This window comes from Acinetobacter sp. DL27, from assembly GCF_055810995.1.
Map to the genome: position 1 here is coordinate 1,355,578 of NZ_CM147947.1, position 26,199 is coordinate 1,381,776.

Consider the following 26,199-nt stretch of genomic DNA (forward strand, 5'->3'; position numbering starts at 1 on the left):
TGTGTAGGTCTTTTTTTGATTGGTTCAGCAGTGTAAAAGCTTAAACGGCTTCACAAGCTTTCTTACTGAGACCAAATTTCATCTGCAGTAAAACTAAGATCAAGGCCATAAAGCTGAGTGCTGCACCTGCATATGAAACCGCTGCATAGCTGAGTTGCATACTCAGTACCGTTGCACCTGCAAAGGCACCTAAGGCATTGCCTAAGTTAAACGCGCCAATGTTAACTGAAGAGGCGAGACCAGGCGCATCTGCTGCGACTGACATGACGCGCATTTGCAGTGGTGGTACTACCGCAAATGCCGCCGCACCCCAAATCACCAAGCCAATCGCTGCACCAACGGTTGTTTGTGCTAATACTGGGAAAACAAGCATCATCACCATTAAAAGTACAAGGGAGCCAATCAGGGTTTTCTCTAAGGATAGATCGGCAAACTTTCCACCCAAATGATTACCAATCGAGAAGCCGATCCCGATTAAAACCAACATCAAGGTGATGGTTTGCGGTGATGCCTGCATAAATACGTGTAGGCTCGGAGCAATGTAGGTATATAAAGCAAACATGGCGCCCGCGCTCATGACTGTGGTTAATAAAGCAAGGACGACAGGCGCACGTGTTAAAACGCGCAACTCCTTCGCCACATTCGGTTTAATCACATCGTGATCTTGCGGGAGTGCTTTCCCTAGTGCCAACATGGTCATAATGCCTAAGATTGAAATCGCAGCAAAAGCCATGCGCCAACTGGTATTTTGACTGAGCCACGTTGCAAGTGGCACACCGCCAATATTGGCAATGGTGAGGCCCATAAACATCATGGCGACTGCACTGGCTTGTTTGTCTTTAGGCACAACACTAGCTGCCACCACCGAACCTAAGCCAAAGAATGCACCATGGTTTAAACTGGTAATTAAACGTGCACCCATTAAGCTCATATAATCAGGTGCAATGGTCGCCAACACATTCCCAATCGTGAAAATAGCCATCAATAGGATTAAAGCTGTTTTCTTAGGAAAGCGTGCCAACCATAAGGTCATGAGCGGAGCCCCAAGCATGACGCCTACAGCATAGGCACTAATTAGCAGTCCGGCTTGTGGAATTGAAACGGACAAATCGTTGGCAATTTCAGGCAAAAATCCCATGGGTGAAAACTCGGTGGTTCCAATGGCAAAAGCACCCACCGCAAGCGCCAAAAGTGGAAAATTAATTTTCATAGCGATGCTCAATCCCAAATCGGTGCTAATCCTTCAGGATTAACTTCACGTTGATTTCGGTCTAATTGCGTAATTGCCATCATTTCTTCACTCGACAGTTGAATCTCTTGTGCCTTTAAGTTGGACATCAAGTGTTCACGTTTGGTTGAAGATGGTATGACTGCAAAACCACGTTGTAAGGCCCAAGCTAGGCTAATTTGTGCCGTCGATACCTGATGTTGCTGCGCGATGTGCATTAAAACAGGATCATTCAAAACCTTACCGTAAGCCAGTGTCATATATGAAGTGACATCAATGTTTTGAGCTTGGAGGAAATCAACCAGTTGATGGTTTTGTAGGTAAGGACTGAGTTCAATTTGGTTAGTCGCGATGTTTTCTAGCCCAACACTCTCAATCGCCTGTTGAATCAGCTCAATATTGAAATTAGAAATACCAATGTTTTCGGTCAAACCTTGTTGTTTCGCCTCCAATAAGTTCTGCATAAGTTCCGTAATGTTCACACCTGTACTTGGGGCAGGCCAGTGGATCAAGGTTAGATTCACTGTATCGGTTTTTAGTTTATGCAAACTTTCTTTTAAGCTTGGAATCAATTTTTCTGCTGAGTAATTTTCCGTCCAAATTTTTGTGGTGATAAAAAGATCTTGACGATTGATACCACTAAGTTCAATGGCTTGACCAACTTCGGCTTCATTACCATAGATTTGAGCAGTATCGACCGCACGATAACCGACTTCTAGTGCAGTTTTCACAGACTCAATGACAGTGTCACCTGTTAAACGGAAAGTGCCTAGGCCGAATTGAGGAATGATATTCATTTTTTACTCGATAACTTGTTTCATGGAATGAGGCTATTTTGTAGAAAAAAGACTTGCTTAAAAACTGGGTAATTTGCAAAATATTATTGACTATTAATCAATAATTACACATGAAATCTACCATAGAAGAATTAACGGCTTTTGTGAGCATTGTTGATAGTGGCTCTATCGTCAAAGCTGCGCAGCAATTGGATCAAACCACATCGGGTGTCAGCCGAGCCTTGCAACGTCTAGAGTCAAAGTTGAATGTGACCTTGCTAGAGCGAACGACACGGAAGCTCAAGTTGACCTATGAAGGGCAGCAGTTTTTGACAAAAGCACGTAAAATTTTACTCGACCTGACCGAAGCTGAAGAAAGTCTGCAAAATAATGATGCTGAGGCGTCTGGTTTAATTCGGATTGATTCGGCAACGCCTTTTGTGCTGCATGTGATAGTGCCGCTGATTGAAGAGTTTATGCAGCACTATCCAAACATTGATATAGAAATTACCAATCATGATCAGGTCATAGATTTACTTGAACATAAAACCGATGTCGCGATTCGGTTTGGTGAGTTGGCGGATTCAAGCTTACATGCCAAGCTGCTGTGTAAAAGCCGGTTATATATTGTGGCAAGTCCTATTTATGCACAAAAACATGGTCTACCTAAAAATGCAGCAGAATTAAGCTCACATACTTTGCTTGGTTTTAGTCAGCCTGCACATTTAAATACGTGGCCTATACAGTTGGAGGATGAACCTTTAACTATTCAGGCCAAAATTAAATGCTCAAATGGAGAAACGGTTCGTCAGTTGGCATTGCAAGGGGCTGGTATTGCCTGTTTGTCACGCTTTATGGTCGAGCAAGATATTCAAGATGGGCAATTCATTGCTTTGTTGGAAGATCAAATTCAGATCAAAGAGCAGAAAATACATGCGGTCTACTATCAACAAAACTATGTGCCAAAGCGTATTCGCTTATTTATTGACTTTCTTGCCGAAAAATTAAAAGCCTATTTATAAGCTAGCAATAAAAAAACCCGATTGATATCGGGTTTTTTTTAATCATCTAAATGGTGATGATTAGTTTTCTAAAGCTGGTGTCGCTGCTGCAATGGCTGCTGCAACGGCATCGTCTTCAGTTTGCGTATTTGGGTTTGTATTACTTGGACGTGCTTGCGTTGGTTTTTCTTCAGCTTTTGGTGCTTCTGCTTTTGGTGCAGGCTGAGCTGCTGGAGCAGGTGCTGGCGTTTCACGACGGATTTCAGTAGTGGTATTCGGCGTTTCTTCGCGAATCACTTCAACTTGCGCTGGAATCTCAGGCTCAGACGCTGCTAAAGGTTGAAGTTCAACAGTTTGTTGCTGCTCTGTAGTGACGACTTCAACTTGTTCTTGTTCATCTTCTTTAGGCGCTTCTTTCTTTACACATGCTGTTAATAGTAAGCCTGCTGCAATGGCACCACAAATTAAAAGTTTTTTATTCATAATTACATAAAATCGAGTGTTTGAAGGATCGCGCCATTATAACAGCAAAATGCAAGATGAAAATCCTATGAACTTAGCTTAATTTTATCTACCAAATGCTGATAGAATATCCAATTGTTTATTGTTCTATGAATTGATGCGGATTGACTTTGCTTTATTGGTACAAGGTAAAGTAAAATTGCGCAACATTGCAGGCCGAATTAGGCTCGATTGTACGAGAAACCCAATGACCCATTTTATTTTCGTGACTGGTGGTGTAGTTTCATCACTAGGTAAAGGTATTTCAGCTGCTTCAGTTGCTGCGCTTTTAGAAGCCCGTGGATTAAAAGTAACCATGGTAAAAATGGATCCATACATTAATGTCGATCCAGGGACTATGAGCCCGTTCCAACATGGTGAAGTTTTTGTCACAGAGGATGGTGCAGAAACCGATTTAGACTTGGGTTATTACGAACGTTTCTTGCGTCGTGCGAAAATGACCAAGTTAAATAACTTTACTTCTGGTCGCGTATACCAAGACGTTTTAAATAAAGAACGCCGTGGTGACTACCTTGGTGGAACTGTTCAAGTTATTCCACATATTACAGACAACATCAAAGAACGTGTACTTCGCGCAGGCGAAGGTTATGACGTTGCGATTGTTGAAATTGGCGGCACAGTAGGTGACATCGAATCTCTCCCATTCATGGAATCTGTACGTCAACTTATGGTTGAACTAGGTCATAAGCGCACTATGCTTATGCACTTAACTTTGCTTCCATATATCAAATCTGCGGCAGAGTTGAAAACTAAACCAACTCAGCACTCGGTAAAAGAATTGTTGTCGATTGGTATTCAGCCTGACATTTTAATTTGTCGTACTGAATATGATGTTGATGCAGACACGACCCGTAAAATTGCCTTGTTCACAAACGTTGAAGCGCGTGCAGTTGTCGTGTGTAAAGATGCGCGCAGCATTTACCAAATTCCGCGTACATTCTATGAACAAAATGTTGACGACTTAATCTGTGAACGTTTTGGTTTCAATGACTTGCCTGAAGCTGATTTAACCGATTGGGACAATGTTGTAGAAGCATTACTTAACCCTGAATACACAGTACGTGTTGCAATGGTTGGTAAGTATGTTGAACTTCCAGATGCATATAAGTCTGTAAATGAAGCACTTTTACATGCGGGTATTCAGAATCGCGTTAAAGTTCAAATTGACTATGTCAATGCTGAAGAACTTGAAAGCCAAGATGTCAATGAAGTATTGAAAGATATGGATGCAATCTTGGTACCGGGTGGTTTTGGTGAACGTGGTACTGAAGGGAAAATGCAAGCGATTAAATTCGCACGTGAAAACGGTGTTCCATTCTTAGGTATCTGTTTAGGTATGCAGTTGGCTGTGATCGAATATGCACGTAATGTCGTGGGTATTAGTGACGCGAGTTCGACTGAATTCAACCGTTCTACTAAGTCTCCATTGATTGGTCTAATCACTGAATGGTTAGATGAGCGTGGTGAAGTTCAACAGCGTAATGTTGACTCTGATCTTGGCGGTACGATGCGTCTTGGTGCTCAAAAATCAGAATTGGTTGAAGGGACTAAAACACGTGAAGTGTATGGTTCAGCAGATATTATTGAACGTCATCGTCACCGTTATGAGATGAATAACCGTTTTATTCCAGCGCTTGAAGAAGCGGGTATGAAAATTTCGGGCTATTCACCTGTACAGCACTTAGTAGAAACAGTTGAAATTCCTCAACATCCTTGGTTTATTGCTGTACAATTCCACCCGGAATTTACAAGTTCACCACGTGATGGACACCCATTATTTGCTAGTTTTATTGATGCTGCGAAAGCACAGTACAAAAAAGCGAAGTAATTTGGGTTAAGCAATAAACTAGGAAGTTTAAATGTCACAATTAAAACCACAAGAAATTGTACGTTTAGGCGATATACAAATGGCAAACCACTTGCCATTTGTACTATTCGGCGGCATGAACGTACTTGAGTCTAAAGATTTGGCTTTTGAAATTGCAGAGACCTATGTCGATATCTGCAAGCGTTTGGAGATTCCTTACGTATTTAAAGCCAGTTTTGATAAGGCCAACCGTTCAAGCTTGAACTCGTTTCGAGGACCAGGCCTAGAAAAAGGGATTGAGTGGTTAGCTGACATTAAAAAACATTTTAATGTACCCATCATTACTGATGTACATGAACCTTACCAAGCTGCCCCTGTAGCGGAAGTTGCGGATATTATTCAACTTCCTGCTTTCCTAAGTCGTCAGACTGATTTGGTTGAAGCGATGGCAAAAACTGATGCCATCATTAACATCAAAAAAGCACAATTCCTTGCACCACATGAAATGCGCCATATTTTGCATAAGTGTTTAGAGGCCGGGAATGACAAGCTCATTATTTGTGAACGTGGTTCGGCATTTGGTTACAACAATTTGGTTGTAGACATGTTGGGCTTTGACATCATGAAAGAAATGAATGTCCCTGTGTTCTTTGATGTGACCCATGCGCTTCAAACTCCGGGTGGTCGTGCGGATTCTGCGGGCGGTCGTCGTGCGCAAATCACGACACTTGCTCGCGCGGGAATGGCAACAGGTTTAGCAGGTCTATTCTTAGAAGCGCATCCAGACCCAGAAAAAGCTAAGTGTGATGGACCATGCGCATTGCGTATGTCTCAACTTGAGCCTTTCTTGGCACAGCTAAAAGAATTGGACACCTTGGTTAAAGGTTTCAAAAAGCTAGATACACACTAAATTATAAACTCATTGATGCCATCTAAAGCATCTCGTTATTAATCAACTGAGGAATTGTTCATGAGCCAAATCGTTGACATCCGTGCACGTGAAATTTTGGACTCTCGTGGTAACCCAACCATCGAAGCAGACGTAATCTTAGCATCTGGCGTAGTTGGCCGTGCATGTGCACCATCTGGTGCTTCAACTGGTTCTCGTGAAGCTTTAGAACTTCGTGATGGCGACAAAGCGCGCTATTTGGGTAAAGGTGTTAAAACTGCGGTTAACAACGTAAACACGATTATCCGTGATGCTTTAGTGGGCAAATCAGTATTTGAACAAAAAGACATCGATAATACGATGATCGAACTTGATGGTACTGAAAACAAAGAAAAATTGGGTGCAAATGCAACTTTAGCTGTTTCGCTCGCTGCTGCACGTGCTGCTGCTGATGAAAAGAAAATTCCTCTTTTCCAATACATTGCAGACTTACGTGGTCAAACCATTTTGACTATGCCTGTACCAATGATGAACATCATCAATGGTGGTTCGCATGCAGACAATAATGTGGATATTCAAGAGTTCATGATTGAGCCTGTGGGCTTCACTTCATTCTCTGAAGCATTACGTGCGGGTGCTGAAATCTTCCATTCTCTAAAATCAGTTTTAAACAAAAAAGGTTTAAATACTGCTGTAGGTGATGAAGGTGGTTTTGCACCGAACTTACGTTCAAACGAAGAAGCAATCACAGTTATTCTTGAAGCGATTGGTCAAACGGGTTACAAAGCAGGTTCTGACATTATGCTTGCGCTTGACTGTGCGTCTTCAGAATTTTACAAAAATGGTCAGTACATTCTTGCAGGTGAAGGCAATAAAGCATTCACAAGCAACCAGTTCTCTGATTATTTAGCAGGTCTTGTAAACCAATATCCAATTATCTCAATTGAAGATGGTTTAGATGAGTCAGATTGGGAAGGTTGGTCTTACTTGACATCTATCCTTGGCGACAAAATCCAGTTGGTGGGTGATGACTTGTTTGTTACAAACCCGAAAATCCTTCAACGTGGTATTAATGAGAAAGTAGGTAACTCTATCTTAATCAAGTACAACCAAATTGGTACGTTGACTGAAACTCTAGATGCAATCTATCTTGCGAAAGAAAATGGTTACTCTACAGTGATTTCACACCGTTCTGGCGAAACTGAAGATTCTACGATTGCAGATCTTGCGGTGGGTACTGCTGCTGGTCAAATCAAGACAGGCTCACTGTGCCGTTCTGACCGTGTTGCGAAATACAACCAATTGCTTCGTATTGAAGAATTGACAAATGCTGCTTACCGCGGTAAAGCTGAGTTTAAAGGTTTAAACTAAGCGACTGATGTCAATGTTCAATGTATTCGACTCGTTGATGAGTAAAGTACTACTAGGCCTTGCGATCATTTTGATCGCAGGGTTTCAGTATTTATACTGGTTTGGTGAGGGTGGTTATCAAGACCATTTACAACTCACACAAAAAATCCAACAACAAACTGAAATTAATAACGACTTAAAAGAACGTAATCGTGTCTTGGCGGCAGAAGTGTATGATTTGAAAAATGGTATTGAAGCCATTGAAGAGCATGCGCGCTTGGACTTGGGTTTAATCAAACCCCGAGAAACGTTTATTCAAATGAGTACCATCAGTACTCAATATAAGCCTGTTTATATTGATCCTAACGCCCAAATTGATTTGCGAACCAATGAAGACGATGAGCCTGAAACCCCTCCAGCTACTCCATAAATTGTGGGCTATTATTCCTGCTGCTGGCTCGGGTAGTCGCTTTTCTAAAACTGAACTAAAACAATATCAAATGATTGGACAAAAGACCGTACTTGAACATACGGTTTTACGTCTTAATCAATTGCCCTTGCAGGGCTATGTTTTGGCGATTGGTTCAGATGATGATGTTGCTCAAAGTTTGCCTTTTACTCACATAGAAAAAGCACATTTCTGTGAAGGTGGTGCTGAGCGTGTAGACTCAGTGCTCAATGCGCTCAATTATCTTTCCACAATCGCTGATGCTGACGACTGGGTCTTTGTCCATGATGCAGCTCGTCCATGTGTCACGCAGGATTGTTTGGTGAGACTGGTTGATACTGCTATTCAGTCCAATACAGGGGCGATTTTAGCTATTCCTGTTAGAGATACTTTAAAGCGTGTAGCCTCAGCGCAAGATATTCAAGAAACCGTTGATCGTTCACAGCTTTGGCAGGCACAAACCCCACAGATTGCTAAACTGGGGATACTAAAAAAAGCAATTGAACATGCGCTAGAGGCACAAGCCTTAATTACTGATGAAGCCAGTGCTTTAGAGTTTGTTGGTGAAAAGGTTCAAGTCGTACAAGGGCGCTCCGATAATATTAAAATTACCTATCCAGATGACCTTGAGCTTGCGCGCCTGATTTTGGTAGCACAATAAAAATTATTTGGATTTATTGGGTTAAAACTACAGAAATATGGGTTTGAATGATGTTATCTAAAACACTTTGAACTTATAATTTGCCCTGTCTTTAGCTCATTCAATTTACGCAAATGATACCATCACAGCAGTATCGTTTTTTACGTCAGTCTTTACGTGACGGTAGAAGCATTAAACATGACTCATCTCGATGGGCTAAATTACATTTAGATCCATGGCTTTTATGCTTTCTGATTTTAAATGCCGTGTTGGGATTGTTGGTTATTTATAGTGCGTCAGCACAAGATATGGGCATGGTATTTCGCCAAGCCACGAGCTTTGCTGTGGGCTTCATTGTGATGATGATCTGTGCGCAAATCCCACCCAAAGTCTATCAGGCCATTAGTCCTTATTTTTTCATCTTCGCTGTGATTTTAATGGTATTGGTCTTGGTGGTGGGCGAAACCCGCATGGGAGCCAGACGTTGGATTAGTCTACCAGGTATTGGTAGCATGCAGCCTTCTGAGTTTATGAAGTTTGCCATGCCTTTGATGATGGCGTGGTACTTTGCAGGCCGCGCATTCCCGCCTAAGTTTATGCATATTGTGATTTCGTTGGGTATCATGATGTTGCCGTTTTTATTGGCAGCTTTACAGCCCGACTTAAACCTAGGTCTCTTGATTCCTGGTGTGTGCGTCATTTTCCTCAGCGGTATCTCTTGGCGGCTCATTGCTTTGGCCTGTGGAGCATTGGCTGTTGTCGCTCCCTTACTTTGGATGTTCTTTTTGCAAGAGTACCAAAAAAAGCGAGTGCTCACTTTATTTGATCCAGAGTCGGATGCATTGGGTGCCGGTTGGAATATTATCCAATCCAAAATTGCCATTGGTTCAGGTGGTTTAATGGGGAAGGGATTCACAGAAGGCACACAGTCACATTTGGGGTATTTGCCTGAGCACCATACCGACTTCATTATGTCAACGTATGCGGAAGAGTTTGGCTTTATTGGGGTGTTCTTGCTGTTTAGTTTGTTTGCGGCCATTATCATTCGTTGTTTGATTATTGGTATGAACAGCTTCCATAATTTTGGGCGTTTATACGCGGGTGCTGTGGGCTTAACGTTCTTCTTCTTTGTATTGTTAAACTCGGGAATGGTGAGCGGGATTTTACCTGTAACAGGTGATCCATTGCCACTGATGAGTTATGGTGGAACCGCGGTGATTACCATGCTAGCGAGCATGGGCATTGTGATGTCAATCCATACTCATCGCTAAAGTCTAAAAGAATTAAGCCAGCGTATTGCTGGCTTTTTTGTGCTTAAAATAACAAGAAAACGCTAACGATTTTTGAGCTTTATAAAGCACCATATTGTTGCCATGTTTCGCCTGTATGCAGGCTATTATAATAGTTTTGTAGAGTATTCAAGTCATGGTATTGCGTATAGGCTAGTACTAAAAGCCCAAAAATTAAAGCCGCCTTCAATAGATTTAAATGCAAGTGCTGCTGTGAAAAATAGCCTAAGCTAAGTGCGGTGAGTATGACTGAGGGAAGAATGGCAATACTTTCAGGCTGAGAAAGAAACATCCAATGATTGAGATAAATCAGAATTAGAATGAGTCCAATCAATCCCATGTAGTTATAGATCTTTTTATTTACAGATGCTTTAAAAACAGTAACTGTTTGAAATATTAAAATCAGACCACTGAAAAGGTACGCACTTTTTCCACCAATAATCACACTATAGATTGCATTGAATAGGCAATAAGCCAACAACACGGATAGTACGAGAGAATAGAGTTTGGCATAGAGTGTGTGTGAAAAGGGGAGAATCTGTTTCATAATTTGCTCTATTGAAAACTCACATCATATTAAAAGAAGATTTGAAGCTTAACATGCTATTCGCTTCTTGCGGCGGTGGCATGTTTTTGTTGTGTTGTAGATGGTTTGAATAAATGTCGCGTACGAGTAGAACTTAGACCACAGATCATTAAACACAGCATCCCGCCAATAAATACTGCTGGCACTACTGAAAAATAACGCGTCATTAGGCTCATGTGTAAGGCACCGAGTTGATTGCCTGAAGTCACTAAGATGCCATTTAAAGCGGCTACACGTCCTAATAGTGCTTTTGGGGGGAGTTGCTGTAATAAAGTTTGTCGAATGACCATGCTGATACTATCAAAGGCGCCAATCAAAACAAGGAAGATGACTGAGAGCCAAATATGAGAGGATAGTGCGAAAGCTAAAGTGCACAAAGCAATTGCAAAACTACTATAGAGCATGTTTCTCCATGCATTTTGCATTGGAGAATAACAGGTCAACATCAACATCATGATACAGGCGCCAATGGCTGGAGCCGCTCTGAGTATACCTAAGCCTTCAACGCCGAGATGAAGGATATCGTGTGCAAAAATAGGCAGTAAGATAATGACACTACAAAAAAGCATGGCGCTGAGATCCAGCAACATACTCCAAAACATCAGTGGATGTTTAAAGATAAACCAATAGGCTTCTTTTAAGCTTTTGCTTAAATGTTGTTTATGCGGGCTTGGGAAGTCGCGAGCGCTTAATCCGAATAAGCAGATGCTACCCACGCAACATAAGAAAAAAACAATCAAGAGGGTTTTTTCAAGCCCAAGTTGGCCAAGTAACAGTCCTGCACATAAGGGTGCTAAAATGCCGCCCATTTGCCAAATGAGAGCAGTCCATGTGGCTGCATTGCTATAGGCTGACTCTGGGGTTAGAAAAGGGCGTAATGAATTAAAAGATGGGCTGTAAATACCTCTAAGTATGCCTAAGCAAAAGATGAGGCTATAAATGCCGCATAAAAGTGTATTTTGTTGAATATGCTGTTGTTGGTACTGAGAAAAAAGAACAATAAATAATAAGGGAATTAGAGTGCTACAGCTAAAACTCCACTGCACAATTTTTTGTCTGTTATAGCGGTCAGCCCAGTCGCCACTAATCAGGGAGAGGCAAATAAAGGGGAGTAACTCAATTAAGGCAATCATGCCAAGGCTGAGTGGATTCTGAGTAAGTTGGTAGACGCTATAGGCAATGACGACTTCTTGAATCATGATGGCTAGAATTAAGCACAACTGATTGACACTCAGAAGTGAAAAATCACGTGAACGAAAAGCCAAAAAAGCGTCGGAATGGAAAAGCGACATAAACAGAATAGTTTCAAATATGAATTAAAAAAAGGATGGCGCAAAGTCCATCCTTTTTAGGGTTTAAAGCAAATTACTGTGCTTTTGCTACCGCAACAGTTTCGTCATTTGCAGCCTTAGCCATAGGTGTATATTTCAAACCCAAAGTTGTGCTGGTGTATTGGCGAACTTGGTCAAGAAGAACAGGATTGGTGCTGAGTTCTTGTTGGTACGATTTTACAATTTCATGTAATTTCGGATTCCATTTACCTTCTACTTGTTGTGGGAATGCTTTCTCAAGCAAGCTCAACATAATGTAAGGAGAGGTCGAAGCACCTGGTGAGGCACCTAATAGGGCAGTCACAGCACCGTCTTGTGATGCAAAAATCTCGGTACCAAATTGCAAGCTTGCAGGTTTGCCTGGTTCTTTCTTAATGATTTGAACACGTTGACCACCTTGATTCATGCGCCAGTCCTCTGGTTTTGCATCAGGATAGTATTTTTTCAACTCATTAAAACGGTCTTCATCGGTCATCATGACTTGGCTAACTAAGTATTTCACCAAATCAAGATTTTCCATACCCACAGCGGTCATTGGTAAAACGTTGTTCTTAGTGGTTGATTTCAATAAATCAAGCTGAGAACCTTGTTTTAAGAACTTGTTTGAATAAGTTGCAAATGGACCAAACAACACATATTTTTTACCGTCGATATAACGTGTATCAATATGTGGAACAGACATTGGAGGAGCGCCTAATTCAGCACGACCATAAACTTTTGCAGTATGGCCTTCAGTGACTTTTGGGTTGTCGGTCATTAAGAACACGCCACCTACAGGGAAGCCAGCATATTGCTTCGCTTCTGGTAAGCCTGTCATTTGTAAAAGTTTAACCGCTGCACCGCCTGCACCAATAAAGACAAAGCGCGTTTTCACATGATCTGTTTTTCCTGTAGTGAGGTTTTTAAATGCAACAGTCCACGTTTTATCATCGTTTTGGCTAATGCCAGTCACTTCAGTCGATGTTTGTAGTTTGAAGTTAGATTGTTTTTTAAGGTGATCGACCAATTGAGTGGTGATCGAACCATAGTTCACATCCGAACCTACATCCATACGTGTTGCAGCTACTTTCTGTGCAGCATCACGGCCATTCATCACCAAAGGCGCCCATTGTTTAATTTCAGCAGGATTCTCAGAGAATTTCATGCCATAGAACATTGGGTTTTTAACCATTGCAGCATAACGTTTTTCGAGGAAATTCACGTTATCGCCCCAAACGAAGGCAATGTGTGGCACAGGATTGATAAAGCTATTTGGTTGACCCAAAACGCCTTCTTTCACCTGATAAGACCAGAACTGTTTTGCAACTTCAAATTGTTCCGCAACGTTCACCGCTTTAGAAATGTCCATTTTTCCATCTTTTTCAGAGGTATAGTTCATTTCCATAAAGCCAGAGTGGCCTGTGCCGGCATTGTTGAAGCCGTTTGAGCTTTCTTGTGCAACATTGTCTAGGCGTTCATACATGCGAATTTGCCAGTTTGGCTCAAGCTCGCTTAGATATGTGCCTAAAGTTGCACTCATGATCCCACCGCCAACTAAGACTGCGTCAACAACAGGCTCATTGCTGGTGGTTTGAATTTTTTTAGACGTGACGGGTCTAAATAAGAAAATTACGACTGCAATAATAAGCAGTACGATCAATACCAAAAGGTATTTTAAAAATTTGTTCATGCGATTATTACCTTGGGGAGCAGGTTTTGGATCGCTTTATAGCGAATAGAATAAAAATAAGAAGAATGATAGAGCTACTTATAAATGATCAGCTTGGTATAGTTGAAGTAATACTTAAAAGCTGAAAAGCGCACAAAAAATATAACTTTTGAGCCTATCACACAGTTCTGATTTATGAATATTTTAGACTAAATATGTATTGACTTAGTAATTTTTATTGTAAATGGGTTGGGTTGAACTATAAATATGAGTGATGTGTAATATTAATCATTGTTTTTATTGGTTTTTATTTTTGTTAAGATTTGATAATTAAGATATTGATGTTTAATATATATACAGGCATTCAATTTTTTAAAAGCTAAAATGTATAAATTGGATGCTAATAGAAATAGCACTGTCTATACAAAACGCAGCGCTATTGCTTAAGAAAAAATGAATAATCACCTGACCTTATTATTTTAAAGATAATTAAAGTCAGGTGTTGAACTATTAAAACTTATTCAGTTCCAGCTTGATAAAAAGGTGCATGAGAACGAGGTAGGGCTGTGTGGCCACGGATTTGATCCGCGATTTTTTCAGCCATCATAATGGTGGTTGCATTTAAGTTACCTGTGATAATCAGCGGCATAATTGATGCATCCACCACACGTAAACTTTGCAGGCCATGCACGCGACCTTGTCCATCGACTACCGCCATATCATCTTCACCCATTTTACAACTACAGGATGGATGATAAGCCGTTTCAGCGTGATTACGCACAAATTCGTCTAATTCAGCATCGCTACTCACATCTTTTCCAGGGCTAATTTCTTCGCCACGGTAAGGATCAAGCGCAGGTTGCTGCATAATTTCACGAGTAATACGGATGGCATCACGAAATTCTTGCCAGTCTTGTTCTGTCGACATGTAGTTAAATAAAATACTTGGATGGTCGAAAGGATTCTTGGATGTCACATGTACTCGACCGCGTGAAGGCGAGCGCATCGAACCGACATGGGCTTGGAAGCCATGCTCTTTGACGGCATTACTGCCATTATAGTTAATTGCAACAGGCAAGAAGTGGTATTGAAGATTTGGCCAAGCAAACTCTTTGGAGGATCGAATAAAGCCACCTGCTTCAAACTGGTTGCTTGCTCCAATCCCTGTTCCGTTAAACAACCACTCTGCACCAATTGCAGGTTGATTTTGCCATTTTAAAGCAGGGTAGAGAGAAACAGGTTGCTTACACTTATATTGTAAGTACATTTCTAAATGGTCTTGCAGGTTTTCACCGACACCCGGTAAGTCATGCACGACTGGAATGTCGAGAGACTGAAGTAAAGTACTTGAACCAACACCTGAACGTTGCAAAATTTGCGGTGATGCTATCGCCCCTGCACAGAGTAGGACTTCTTTATTGGCATAGACCTGAAGCAAGTTGTTTTGATTAGCACCTTGAATATATTCAACACCAATCGCTTGTTTGCCATTGAACAAAATTTGATTGGTCATGGCATGGGTGATAATGGTTAGATTCGCTCGACCTTTGGCCATATCTAAATAGCCACGTGCTGTGCTTGAGCGTCGACCTTTGGGGGTCACGGTTCGATCCATTGGGCCGAAACCTTCTTGTTGATAACCATTTAAATCATCAGTGCGTGGATAGCCTGCTTGCACACCCGCTTCAACCATGGCGTGGAATAAAACATTGTTGTTTGCTTTAGGCGTGGCGACAGAAACAGGGCCAACATCGCCATGATAGTCATTGCCACCGAGATCACGGGTTTCTGCTTTTTTGTAGTAAGGCAGACAGTCGGCATAGCTCCAATTTTCAAGGCCTTTCAAGCTAGCCCATTGTTCTAAGTCCATGGCATTACCACGGATATAGCACATGCCATTAATTAGGGATGAGCCGCCTAAGCCTTTGCCGCGACCACATTCCATGCGGCGGTTATTCATATGAGGTTCTGGGTCGGTTAAATACGCCCAGTTATAACGACGACCTTGCAAGGGATAGGCTAAGGCAGCAGGCATCTGGGTACGGAAGTCGAGACGATAATCAGGACCACCTGCTTCGAGTAACAGTACCGAAACATCGGGGTCTTCTGTTAAACGAGCAGCCAGTACGTTACCCGCAGAACCTGCACCAATAATAATATAATCGTAGTGTTGAGAATGCATAATGATCCTTTTTCTATGGCAGGGCCACGTTGCATGAGAACGTGGCCACATGTTGAGTTGAGGATGAAAAAAAGAATAAATAAAAAGGAAGTAAGGATTTAGATAGTTAAAATTCAGACTTTAAAAAATACTTTGGTATTCACCCAGTTCAACTTGAACCGATTTGATACGGGTATAGTGTTCAAGTGTGGTGATGCCATTTTCACGTCCGACTCCTGACTGTTTATAACCCCCTACAGGCATTTCAGCAGGGGATTCGCCCCATGTATTGATCCAGCAAATACCTGCCTCAAGCTGATGAATAATGCGATGCGCTTGGGAAATATCTTGTGTTACGACACCCGCAGCTAAACCATAACTGGTGTTGTTGGCACGTTGAATAGCTTCTTCAATACTGTCATAGCTTAAAATGCTCATGACCGGACCAAAGATTTCATCTTGCACAATGTGCATGTCGTCATGACAGTCGGTGAACACGGTCGGTAATACATATGCGCCCTGAGCAAGCGCTGCTTCAGTGGCACGTTGTCCACCAGTCAGTAAGGTCGCACCTTGTTGTTTGCCCGACTCAATATAAGACAAGACTTTTTCCATATGGGGAAAGCTGACTAAAGGTCCAAAGTTGGTTTCAGCCTGCATCGGGTCACCTATGCGGATACGTTTTACACGCTCAATCACTGCTTGTTCAAATGCAGCCTTGAGGGTTTGTGGTACAAACACACGGGTGCCATTGGTACATACTTGACCTGAGCTAAAGAAGTTTGCCATCACCGCAATATCGGCTGCGCGGTCAAGGTTGGCGTCGGCACAAATAATCAGAGGTGATTTGCCACCGAGCTCCATGGTGACTTCTTTGAGACTAGAAGCTGCAGCACTGGCCATGACCTTTTTACCCGTTGCCACACCACCTGTGAACGAAATTTTTTGGATATCTGGGTGTTCAGTCAACCATTGACCCACGTCAGCACCAAAACCCTGTACCACGTTGAAAACCCCAGCAGGTACGCCTGCTTCAGTATAGATCTCTGCTAACTTTAAGGCAGTAAGAGGGGTCACTTCGCTCGGTTTAAAAATCATGGCATTCCCAGCAGCAAGGGCCGGAGCTGATTTCCAAAGTGCTATTTGGATTGGATAATTCCAAGCACCAATGCCTGCCACCACACCTAAGGGTTCACGGCGTGTGTAGAAAAAACTACTTTCACGTAGCGGCACTTGTTCACCTTGAATGGCCGTTGCAAGTCCTGCGTAGTACTCTAAAACGTCTGCACCAGTGACAATATCGACGGTAGAGGTTTCACTGAACGCTTTACCTGTATCGAGTGTTTCTAGGCGTGCTAATTCGTCATTACGAGCGCGTAAAATATCGACTGCACGACGTAAAATACGGGCACGTTCGACCGCTGTTTTGGCAGCCCATTCACGCTGCCCTTGTACAGCACTTTGCACGGCTGCATCGACATCAGCTTTAGAGGCTTGCTGAATAGTGGCAATGACCTGACCTGTGGCAGGATTAATACTGTCAAAGGTTTGACCACTGGTGGCATTGAAATATTGTCCGTGAATATAAAGCGAGTGAAGCTGTACATCATTCATTTTGTTGTTCCTGCCGTATCTGTTGAATTAAGCGAAGTTGCATATCGACATAGTCGTATGCAATAGAACGTGCCAAATCACGATCAAATGCTTGATGACCACTTAAACTTCCACGTAACCATAAGCCATCAATCAGTGCTGCTAGCCCTTTAGCGGCTTGGCTTGCTTGGGCCTTTGGCATGAGCTGCAAGAAATGAAACTTCAAATTTGAATAAAGCCGTTGGTCATTAATTCGTTGCAGTCGACCTAAGTCGGGTAGGTGCATACTGGCAGACCAAAAATCCAGCCAAACCCGCATAGCAGTGTTGTTGACCTGACTGATGTCAAAGTTGGCATCAATAATGGCTTTGAGCGAATGTTCTGGACTGGGCTGCGTCACCTTTGCTTTATAGCTCACCGTAGTCTTGGCTAAGACATTGAGCATTTGGCGCATGCAACTGTGAATGAGGCCTTGTTTATCGCCAAAATAATGACTCACAATGCCCGTAGAAAGCTGTGCTTTTTTCGCAATTTGAGCAATAGTGGTGTTGGATAAGCCCACTTCATAAATGACTGCATAGGCAGCATTAATGATTTCTTCACGGCGCTCATGCTCAGGTTTTACTCTACGTTTATTCATGACAATCCAGAACAATTTGCCTTAAATTTAAAGGCGTTAGATTCAATAACTTACATGGAAAGCATCATAGCATTTTTTTATGATACTTTTTATTGATTGAATGTTCAATCAATAAAAAGTACACTTATGGTTAAATTCAAAGCAAAATACTGCTAAATTGCTTTGAGTATTCGACATAACTTTTTATTTATCAAATGGATGTGCCATAAGGGTTTAATCTCAGGACATCTTTCAGAAAAGTGAGCTGATGAGCTATGGGCTTACGGTTTTATACTTTTTTTGAGCTGAGAAAGCTCTTATAGTCATGTTGAAGGGAGATATGTGTAAGATTTCTATCAAAATATCGATGAACAAGGGTGGCTCACATTTCAAAACTGTGTAGCAAATGCACCGTATAAATGATTTAGACTTTCAGGTTTAAAGTAGATAGCGTTTTTATTTTTGATAAAAAAACTGTCGTTTTTCGTTAGTCGATTTTTAAGCTCTCGACCACGAGAAGTTTAAAAATTGGCTTTTGTCTTTTTTTATTTACTTTCTTGAGGATTGTATGGCAACAGATAATCCAAGAGCAGTTGATGATCAAACATTAGCGCCTAAAGACCGTTTAAATGGTGTGGTCTTTTATATTTCAGCTCTCATTATTTTAATTTTTTCTGTTACCACCATTTTGTTTAATGACTTTGCCAATCGAACCTTAAATACAGTCTTGGCGTGGGTGAGTTCAACTTTTAGTTGGTATTACTTACTCGCAGCGACTTTGTATATGGTCTTTGTCATTTTTATTGCCTGTTCTCGCTACGGCAACATTAAATTAGGCCCCAAACATTCCAAGCCAGAATTTAGCCTTTTAAGTTGGTCTGCAATGTTGTTCTCAGCTGGGATCGGCATCGATTTGATGTTTTTCTCGGTAGCGGAACCTTTATCTCACTATATGCATCCACCCGTGGGTGAGGGGCAGACCCTAGAGGCTGCACGTCAAGGCATGGTGTGGACCCTGTTTCACTATGGATTAACGGGATGGTGTATGTATGCCTTGATTGGCATGGCATTGGGATATTTTAGTTATCGCTATAACTTACCACTGACTATTCGCTCTGCTTTATATCCGATTTTTGGGAATAAGATTCATGGGCCGATCGGTCATAGTGTTGATACCGCAGCGGTCATCGGGACTATTTTTGGTATTGCGACGACCTGCGGGATTGGGGTAGTACAGCTGAACTATGGCTTAAATGTGTTGTTTGATTTACCTGAAAACCTTTGGATGCAAACCGCATTAATTGTGGTTGCGGTTGTAATGACCATTATTTCAGTGACTTCAGGGGTGAATAAGGGTCTGCGAGTTCTCTCTGAGATCAATATTTATGTTTCTGTTGGGTTGATGCTGTTTATTTTGTTTTTAGGCAATACCGAATTTTTACTGAATGCTTTTGTGCAAAATATTGGGGACTACATTAACCGTTTTCCAAGTATGACTTTGGAAAGTTTTGCCTTTCAACAACCGAAAGAATGGATGAACAGTTGGACATTATTCTTTTGGGCATGGTGGGTGGCTTGGTCACCATTTGTAGGTTTGTTTTTAGCACGTATTTCACGTGGTCGAACCATTCGTGAGTTTGTTAGTGGAACTCTCATTATTCCTCTGTTTTTCACACTTACGTGGTTATCAATTTTTGGAAATAGTGCACTACATAGTGTGATTTTTGATGGTAATTTAGCCCTTGCACAAAGTGTCATTGCTAACCCAGCACATGGTTTTTATGACTTGCTAGCACAGTATCCATGGTTTCCGTTTATTGCAGGTGTAGCCACAATTACTGGCCTACTGTTTTATGTGACCTCGGCGGACTCTGGTGCACTGGTGTTGGGTAATTTCACCACTCAATTTACCAATGTCGATCATGATGCACCGCGATGGTTGAGTGTATTCTGGGCCATAGCGATTGGTTTATTGACCCTTGCAATGTTGATGGCTAACGGGATTACGGCACTACAAAATGCCACGATTATTATGGGGTTGCCGTTTAGCTTTGTGATGTTCTTGGTGATGGCAGGTTTGTATAAATCACTGCGGTTAGAAGACTATCGACAAGCCAGTAGCAGCTTAAATGCCGCACCCGTGGTGGGCAATGTCGACATCCTCAACTGGAAAAAACGCTTGTCTCGAGTCATGCACCATCCAGGAACAACTGATACTCGGCGTATGCTCGATGACATCTGCCGACCGGCTGTGATGGCGGTTGCCGAAGAAATGCAAAAACGAGGTATCGACATCAGTGTTCAAGAGAGTGCACTAGAAGAAGATCCTAATCTGTATCATTTAGATTTGATGATACATTTGGAAGAAGAACAAAACTTTGTCTATCAAATTTGGCCAGTACGTTATATCGCGCCGACCTTTAGTGAACGTGGCAAACTGGGTAAACGGTTCTACTACCGCCTTGAAACCTATTTGTATGAAGGTTCTCAAGGCAACGACCTTGTTGGTTATACCAAAGAGCAAGTGATTAATGATGTGCTGGATCGTTATGAGCGCCATATGACCTTCTTACATATCAATCGAATCAGTCCAGGGAATCGTCCCTTATTTCCAGACCCTCAAGGATAATTAGGAGGAACCATGTTGACCTCATATTTACATGCTTTTGCTTTGTTTTTCTCATTGCTGAATCCGTTTTTAATGAGTATTTACATGATTGGCATGATTCGGAACTCCGAAGCTAAAGTGTTTAATAAGGCCTTGATTCAGGGTTGTCTCATTGCCTTTATAGTATTTATGCTGTTTGCGTGGGGCGGAGAAGCGATTTTTAGTAAATATTTAAATGTACGCTTTGAAGCCTTTCAAATATTTGGTGGTCTGATCTTCTTAGTGATTGGTTATCGCTACGTGTTTCAGGGGGCAGATACCATTGGTGAAATGCGTGGTGCGCCTGAGCATTTAGCAGGAACCATTGCTATGCCTTTTATGATTGGTCCAGGTACGATTAGTGCTGCTGTGGTGACAGGTATGGCACTGCCAATCAGTGGTGCGGCCATGATTATTTTCCTGACTTTGGCGTTGACCTGTGGCTTGATGATTTTAATGAAATTTGCACATGATCATTTACGCTATAAGCATGCCAAATATATTGACCGTTATGTTGATATTGTCGGGCGACTGTCTGCCTTACTGATTGGAACCATTGCGGTAGATATGATTATTAATGGCATTATTGGTGTCATGGCTGAAATGTAGAATCCAAGCAAAGCGGACCATAAAAAAGCCCTCAGTAAATGAGGGCTTTTTTATTTAACTGAAGAACCAAGTGTAATAACCCCAGATCATCAGTGGCCACGATAGAAACGGGCTAAACAGCCATTTCCAAATCCAGTGGCGTGGCACGAAGCCAACACCGTGGATAAAGCCACCTGAGATACCAATCATGATATACATCAGCGCACTGTGGCTATAGTGACCATTGTCATCCAACATAGCAGCAGGATGCACTAACAACACCGCTGCAAGTGGAAAGGCCAATAGGCAGGAAATTAGCATCGCAAATTTGTTCGGCTTTTTATCTACAGTTTGGTTTTCCATAGCAACGTCTGTCATGGTTTATTCCTCATCAAGGTCTTGATGATGTTCGATATACAAAGCACTGAGTACACCTGCAAAGCAAGCCATCAAAATACCGAGAATCCATGCAAAATACCACATAATTTGATCTCCTTAGACACAACCTTAGTAAAGGCTGTGTGAATTCTCTTTAATGTGTGTGTTGGTAATAACACCCCACATTTTGTAGTAACACCAAGTGGTATAGCACAAAATGAGAGGGACAAAGATACATGCAGCAACTGTCATTACAGTTAACGTCGTTTTACTTGAAACTGCATCCCACATGGTCAAGCTTGCAACAGGTTGAATACTTGACGGCATTAAGAATGGGAACAGCGCAAAACCAGCAGTTAAAATTGCACCAACGACCGCTAAACTTGAACCTAAGAAGCTAAAGCCCGCTTTGTTTTTGCCTGCTGCAAGCACCACAATCAAACCACCTAAAATACCTGCGATAGGCGCAATCATGGTAATTGGGTAAGTCGAGTAGTTGTTCATCCAGCCATGGTTGGCATTGGTCAACACTTCTTTTGCCAATGGGTTAGCAACACCGTTGGTATCAAATGGAGTGACTAAGGTATAACCTTCGATTCCACCAAAGTACAACCAAGCACCAGCGCCTAAGAAACAGATGAGATAAGCAATGCCCATAAGTTTCGTTGCTTGTGCTGAGCGTCTGCGTAAGTCACCATCGGTACGAAGCATTAGCCATGCACCGCCGTGTGCACACAGCATTGATAAGCTAACTAGGCCGCAGACTAAAGCAAATGGGTTGAGTAGAGCAAAGAAGCTCCCTGTATAAGTTGAACGGACGGTATCATCTAAACTAAATGGTACGCCTAAGAACATGTTGCCAAATGCCACACCGAAGACCAGTGCAGGCACAGCACCACCCACGGCTAAACCCCAGTCCCATGATGTACGCCATTTGGTATTTTGCAGTTTAGAGCGGTAGTCAAAACCTACAGGTCGTAAGAATAGGGCAAACAGCACCAACAGTAGCGCCCAATACATGCCTGAGAATGCTGTTGCATAAACCATTGGCCATGCGGCAAACAATGCACCGCCAGCAGTAATGAACCAAACTTGGTTACCGTCCCAGTGCGGAGCGATAGTGTTGATGGCCGCACGGCGTTCTTCATCTGTTTTGCCCACAAATGGCATGATCGCCATAGAGCCCATATCGAAGCCATCGGTGAGAGCAAAGCCAATCAGCAAGACACCGACTAAAACCCACCAAATGATTTTGAGTAATTCATATTCGATCATGCTTGAGTCTCCTCATTACGAGCTGCTTCAAGTTTTTCAAAATGGTATTTACCAGTGTGAAGCGAACTTGGACCAAGACGTGAGAATTTGATCATTAAATACATTTCAATAATCAAAAGAACGGTATAGAACGCAGCTAAGGCAGCGATAGAGCCCCATACATCACCTGTGCTTAAGCTTGATGCTGACAAGTGTGTAGGTAGAACTTCACCAATCGTCCACGGCTGACGACCTACTTCTGCAACATACCAACCTGTTTGTGCAGCAATCCATGGCAGAGGCAGAGCGAAAAGTGCAAACTTCAGTAACCATGGTTTGTTTTCTGCATTGCGTTTTGCCACAGCAAAGGTTGCTAAAGCAAATAACAACAGCATAAGGAAACCAGATACAACCATGGCACGGAATGCCCAGAATAAGCTTGGTACGTGCGGAATCGTGTCTTTTGCAGCAGATTTAATTTGATCTTCAGATGCATCAACTACATTTGGTGTGTATTTTTTCAGCAGTAAGCCATAGCCCAAGTCTTTTTGAGTTTCAGCAAAGGCAGCTTTTAGCTCTGGAGAAGTATCACCCGCGCGTAGTTTTTCCAGTTGTGAGTAAGCCACCATACCGTTACGAATACGATCTTCGTGTTGAACGATCAAATCTTTAATACCGGTCACTTCTTTGTCTAAAGAACGTGTTGCAATAAGACCCATCACATATGGAATTTTCACTGCATAATCTGTAGTCATGGTTTCTTTATTTGGAATACCAAACAAGGTAAAGGGTGCTGGTGCAGGGTGAGTATCCCATTCCGCTTCAATGGCTGCGAGTTTAGTTTTCTGAACATCACCGAGTTCATAACCTGACTCATCGCCCAGTAAAATCACTGAAAGTGTTGAAGCTAAACCAAAAATTGCGGCAATGGCAAATGAACGACGTGCAAACGGAATATCACGTTTTTTCAGTAAGTAGTAGCTTGAAATAGCCAGGACGAAAATAGCGCCTGTCACATAACCCGCAGATACGGTATGTACAAATTTTACCTGCGCAACTGGGTTAAAAATGAGAGCACCAAAATCTACCAGTTCCATGCGCATGGTTTCATAGTTAAATACAGAACCGACAGGGTTTTGCATCCAACCATTTGCAACCAAAATCCATAAGGCAGACATATTAGAACCGAGTGCAACCAGCCATGTCACACATAAGTGCTGCACTTTGGATAAGCGATCCCATCCAAAGAAGAACAGACCAATGAATGTCGATTCTAAGAAGAATGCCATTAATCCTTCAATGGCTAATGGAGCACCGAAAATATCCCCCACATAGTGTGAGTAATATGCCCAGTTAGTCCCGAACTGGAACTCCATGGTTAAGCCAGTAGTGACCCCTAAAGCGAAGTTAATACCGAAGAGTTTCCCCCAAAACTTGGTCATGTCTTTATAAATTTCTTTACCTGAAATCACATAGGTGGTTTCCATAATGGCAAGAATAAAGGCAAGCCCCAGTGTAAGTGGAACAAAAATAAAGTGATACATCGCGGTCATAGCGAACTGGAACCGCGAAAGATCGACCACGCTTTCAGATATCATCAACGTGTCTCCTTGATTGGGGATGGATTGCCTGCAATACGCTCAGCAACTTGATTGTCAAAATTTTTAGGAATAGTCGGGGCGTCAAACCAGATGTTCTTAATGACCATTAAAATAATCACCTTAATGATTAAAATGGCCACAATCTCTCTGGTGACTTTTTGATTGAGATTTTTGGGGACTAAGCTCATTTCACAAAGCCTATTTTTTAACTTGCTTTATATTATTAAACAAAAACATACAAAAGATAAATAGTCTTTAAACTTAAATAAAAAATATATTATTAAGTTGTTTAAATACATGTACTTAAAATAATGATGTGATGAAAAATAAACTAATATTTTTGTATTTTAAAGTTGACCAAATTACTTATGTTTATATTTAAATACCTGACTAAAATACTTGTATATATTTATTTTAAATCCGACTAAAACGCTTATATTTAACGTTCATCGTTATTTTATTGATAATTCGTCTTAAGATAATAAAAGTGATAGGGTTTTTAAATGATGGATTTTAACGGATATGAATCATGGATGATTTGATCTGTCGCATACATCACAAGGAAATTAGGAATTGAAAATCGAATTCATATTAAAAAGTCTTTTATTGTGTCATATAAGCTTGAAGGCAGAGGCGGAGAGTAAAATTCTCATCCTGAGCTTATTCTGGGTAAATTTTCTTAGAATCCAGAAAGCTGGATTGTGAATGAAAGATTGCTTTAAAAAGATTGCGCAACAAGATGAGGCAAGGGCTCGATTGAAACAGCGCGTTGTGAGGCGTTTGTTGGAGGCTGACGCTATCAATATCTTGGTAGGGTAAGGCCATGGCAAAGGATAAACATGCTTATATAGACGTACAGCGTTGAAACGAGGTCAGATTGAGTGCTTGTTTAGCGCGTACTTTCGCCGCTAAAAAGTTGATTGGATTTTGAAATTTTCTTTGCTATGTAATGCGACTTTTTTAGACGAATGAGAATAATTTGTGATTGAAACTCAAGCTCACCAAACTCAGGCTCAACTTGTACATAGTGGAGTTGGCCGTATTCATCGCGAACGCGAGCTTGAGCCGAAAAACCGGGGCGTGCATTCCCGCTGGAGATGGTCGCCAGACGACCCAGTAAGTTGGTTTGTTTTTTATCGGGTCTGGGTTTAATAACTTGATCCAAACAGTGGATCATAAAAACGGTAAAGAAAATTGCAATAATCAGCGCGGGCAAAATCAGATAGTAAGCCGAAGTAAACGCTTGTTCTTTGGCATAGATGCAGAACTGAAGGAAATAACCTGCAACACTAAAATTAAGTAAGAGAAAAACCACAATCAGCACTTTAGAAAACTTAACGTCCAGCAGTGGAGATTCAGTCAGTTTTTGTGGTGAGAGCCTTTTGAGGAAATGACTTGGGCGTGATTTAAAAAAGTAGCCTAAGGTTTCCACCATGCTGAGTATGACTAAAGTCAATAAGCTGAAATGAAAGAGCATCAAGTCAGGGTGATGTAGCAACTCATACATGGTGAACGTCCAGTTTCATTATTCTTCTGTGAGATAAATCCCACCGTCAGAATGCACGGTAATCGCTACTTTTTCAAGTGCTTCGCCTTGACAGGGGCCAGAAATGCATTCACCTGTTTCCACCATAAACAACGCACCATGGGTCGAACATTCAATAAATTCTTGGTCACGGTCTAAAAACTGGTTTTCCAAAAATTCAAGTTCAACTTGCAAATGTGGGCAAATGTTTTGGTAAGCAAAGAAGGCACCGTCACGTTGGGTGATAAAAATCGTATCCCCTTTAGGTGTTTCAAAAGAACGCGCTTCGCGTTCTGGGATGTCTTCTGTCATGCAAAT

The 26,199-nt window shown here is 41.8% G+C and carries 25 protein-coding genes; 9 read left to right on the plus strand and 16 right to left on the minus strand.

The window, feature by feature from the left end; translation table 11 throughout:
• Positions 1-40: 40 nt before the first annotated feature.
• Both AC0KVP_RS06510 and dkgB read right to left on the minus strand, forming a co-directional pair.
• On the minus strand, positions 41-1,210 hold the full coding sequence (locus tag AC0KVP_RS06510) for an MFS transporter (protein ID WP_473339748.1): 1,170 nt from the start codon (positions 1,208-1,210) through the stop codon (positions 41-43).
• 8 nt (positions 1,211-1,218) lie between these two features.
• Positions 1,219-2,025, minus strand: coding sequence for a 2,5-didehydrogluconate reductase DkgB (gene dkgB / locus AC0KVP_RS06515; RefSeq protein ID WP_473339750.1), 807 nt, complete (start codon positions 2,023-2,025; stop codon positions 1,219-1,221).
• A gap of 110 nt (positions 2,026-2,135) precedes the next feature.
• On the opposite strand from dkgB, the gene AC0KVP_RS06520 reads away from it, so the two are divergent.
• Positions 2,136-3,026 (plus strand): LysR substrate-binding domain-containing protein, encoded by an 891-nt coding sequence (locus AC0KVP_RS06520; protein ID WP_473339752.1) that lies wholly within the window; start codon positions 2,136-2,138, stop codon positions 3,024-3,026.
• Between the two features lie 60 nt (positions 3,027-3,086).
• Here AC0KVP_RS06520 and AC0KVP_RS06525 read toward each other — a convergent pair whose 3' ends face one another.
• A complete protein-coding gene (locus AC0KVP_RS06525) occupies positions 3,087-3,488 on the minus strand; it encodes a hypothetical protein (RefSeq protein ID WP_004696625.1) in 402 nt (133 codons plus the stop codon).
• 226 nt (positions 3,489-3,714) lie between these two features.
• Here AC0KVP_RS06525 and AC0KVP_RS06530 point away from each other — a divergent pair, with 226 nt between their 5' ends.
• From AC0KVP_RS06530 to rodA, 6 genes are all read left to right on the plus strand, one after another.
• Positions 3,715-5,355, plus strand: a complete 1,641-nt coding sequence (locus tag AC0KVP_RS06530) for a CTP synthase (RefSeq protein WP_004696627.1) — start codon at positions 3,715-3,717, stop codon at positions 5,353-5,355.
• Positions 5,356-5,386: 31 nt separating this feature from the next.
• Positions 5,387-6,244, plus strand: coding sequence for a 3-deoxy-8-phosphooctulonate synthase (kdsA, locus tag AC0KVP_RS06535; RefSeq protein ID WP_005401052.1), 858 nt, complete (start codon positions 5,387-5,389; stop codon positions 6,242-6,244).
• A 60-nt stretch (positions 6,245-6,304) separates the two neighbouring features.
• The gene (gene eno / locus AC0KVP_RS06540; protein ID WP_004696631.1) at positions 6,305-7,594 is read left to right on the plus strand and encodes a phosphopyruvate hydratase; all 1,290 of its coding nucleotides are present in this window, start codon (positions 6,305-6,307) and stop codon (positions 7,592-7,594) included.
• A gap of 7 nt (positions 7,595-7,601) precedes the next feature.
• Positions 7,602-8,003 (plus strand): septum formation initiator family protein, encoded by a 402-nt coding sequence (locus tag AC0KVP_RS06545; RefSeq protein WP_010326966.1) that lies wholly within the window; start codon positions 7,602-7,604, stop codon positions 8,001-8,003.
• On the plus strand, positions 7,963-8,682 hold the full coding sequence (ispD, locus tag AC0KVP_RS06550; protein WP_473339755.1) for a 2-C-methyl-D-erythritol 4-phosphate cytidylyltransferase: 720 nt from the start codon (positions 7,963-7,965) through the stop codon (positions 8,680-8,682). The genes AC0KVP_RS06545 and ispD overlap by 41 nt, the downstream gene beginning before the upstream one ends.
• Positions 8,683-8,795: 113 nt before the next feature.
• On the plus strand, positions 8,796-9,932 hold the full coding sequence (gene rodA / locus AC0KVP_RS06555) for a rod shape-determining protein RodA (protein ID WP_005401056.1): 1,137 nt from the start codon (positions 8,796-8,798) through the stop codon (positions 9,930-9,932).
• A gap of 79 nt (positions 9,933-10,011) precedes the next feature.
• Here the strand turns inward: rodA and AC0KVP_RS06560 are convergent, their stop codons facing one another.
• The 6 genes from AC0KVP_RS06560 to betI all read right to left on the minus strand — a co-directional run bounded on the left by AC0KVP_RS06560 (position 10,012) and on the right by betI (position 17,909).
• Positions 10,012-10,497 carry a hypothetical protein gene (locus AC0KVP_RS06560; protein WP_473339757.1) on the minus strand — a complete coding sequence of 162 codons (486 nt, stop codon included), beginning with the start codon at positions 10,495-10,497 and terminating at the stop codon, positions 10,012-10,014.
• A 56-nt stretch (positions 10,498-10,553) separates the two neighbouring features.
• Complete coding sequence (locus tag AC0KVP_RS06565; protein ID WP_473339759.1) at positions 10,554-11,828, minus strand: MFS transporter; 1,275 nt, start codon at positions 11,826-11,828, stop codon at positions 10,554-10,556.
• 73 nt (positions 11,829-11,901) lie between these two features.
• Positions 11,902-13,536 carry a malate dehydrogenase (quinone) gene (gene mqo, locus AC0KVP_RS06570; RefSeq protein ID WP_348924467.1) on the minus strand — a complete coding sequence of 545 codons (1,635 nt, stop codon included), beginning with the start codon at positions 13,534-13,536 and terminating at the stop codon, positions 11,902-11,904.
• Positions 13,537-14,032: 496 nt separating this feature from the next.
• A complete protein-coding gene (betA, locus tag AC0KVP_RS06575) occupies positions 14,033-15,697 on the minus strand; it encodes a choline dehydrogenase (protein ID WP_473339761.1) in 1,665 nt (554 codons plus the stop codon).
• Between the two features lie 120 nt (positions 15,698-15,817).
• On the minus strand, positions 15,818-17,290 hold the full coding sequence (betB, locus tag AC0KVP_RS06580) for a betaine-aldehyde dehydrogenase (protein WP_473339763.1): 1,473 nt from the start codon (positions 17,288-17,290) through the stop codon (positions 15,818-15,820).
• Complete coding sequence (gene betI / locus AC0KVP_RS06585; protein ID WP_473339765.1) at positions 17,283-17,909, minus strand: transcriptional regulator BetI; 627 nt, start codon at positions 17,907-17,909, stop codon at positions 17,283-17,285. Before betI ends, betB begins: the two co-directional genes overlap by 8 nt.
• A 547-nt stretch (positions 17,910-18,456) precedes the next feature.
• On the opposite strand from betI, the gene AC0KVP_RS06590 reads away from it, so the two are divergent.
• Together AC0KVP_RS06590 and AC0KVP_RS06595 are read left to right on the plus strand one after the other, a co-directional pair.
• Complete coding sequence (locus AC0KVP_RS06590; RefSeq protein WP_473339767.1) at positions 18,457-20,517, plus strand: choline transporter; 2,061 nt, start codon at positions 18,457-18,459, stop codon at positions 20,515-20,517.
• Between the two features lie 12 nt (positions 20,518-20,529).
• Complete coding sequence (locus AC0KVP_RS06595) at positions 20,530-21,144, plus strand: MarC family protein (protein WP_004981851.1); 615 nt, start codon at positions 20,530-20,532, stop codon at positions 21,142-21,144.
• A gap of 54 nt (positions 21,145-21,198) precedes the next feature.
• Here AC0KVP_RS06595 and AC0KVP_RS06600 read toward each other — a convergent pair whose 3' ends face one another.
• From AC0KVP_RS06600 to AC0KVP_RS06630, 7 genes are all read right to left on the minus strand, one after another.
• Positions 21,199-21,501: a cyd operon YbgE family protein gene (locus AC0KVP_RS06600; RefSeq protein ID WP_004696655.1), complete on the minus strand. Its 303-nt coding sequence runs from the start codon at positions 21,499-21,501 to the stop codon at positions 21,199-21,201.
• Positions 21,502-21,504: 3 nt separating this feature from the next.
• Positions 21,505-21,606: a cytochrome bd-I oxidase subunit CydX gene (gene cydX / locus AC0KVP_RS06605; protein ID WP_002120988.1), complete on the minus strand. Its 102-nt coding sequence runs from the start codon at positions 21,604-21,606 to the stop codon at positions 21,505-21,507.
• A gap of 24 nt (positions 21,607-21,630) precedes the next feature.
• Positions 21,631-22,776, minus strand: a complete 1,146-nt coding sequence (cydB, locus tag AC0KVP_RS06610) for a cytochrome d ubiquinol oxidase subunit II (RefSeq protein WP_234964351.1) — start codon at positions 22,774-22,776, stop codon at positions 21,631-21,633.
• Positions 22,773-24,353, minus strand: a complete 1,581-nt coding sequence (locus tag AC0KVP_RS06615; RefSeq protein WP_004696658.1) for a cytochrome ubiquinol oxidase subunit I — start codon at positions 24,351-24,353, stop codon at positions 22,773-22,775. The genes cydB and AC0KVP_RS06615 overlap by 4 nt, the downstream gene beginning before the upstream one ends.
• Positions 24,353-24,544, minus strand: a complete 192-nt coding sequence (gene cydP, locus AC0KVP_RS06620; RefSeq protein WP_004696660.1) for a cytochrome oxidase putative small subunit CydP — start codon at positions 24,542-24,544, stop codon at positions 24,353-24,355. The genes AC0KVP_RS06615 and cydP overlap by 1 nt, the downstream gene beginning before the upstream one ends.
• 701 nt (positions 24,545-25,245) lie before the next feature.
• On the minus strand, positions 25,246-25,863 hold the full coding sequence (locus AC0KVP_RS06625) for an OB-fold-containig protein (protein WP_010326962.1): 618 nt from the start codon (positions 25,861-25,863) through the stop codon (positions 25,246-25,248).
• Between the two features lie 18 nt (positions 25,864-25,881).
• Entirely contained in the window at positions 25,882-26,193 is a 312-nt protein-coding gene (locus AC0KVP_RS06630) for a Rieske (2Fe-2S) protein (RefSeq protein ID WP_010326961.1), read from the minus strand.
• Positions 26,194-26,199: the final 6 nt, after the last annotated feature.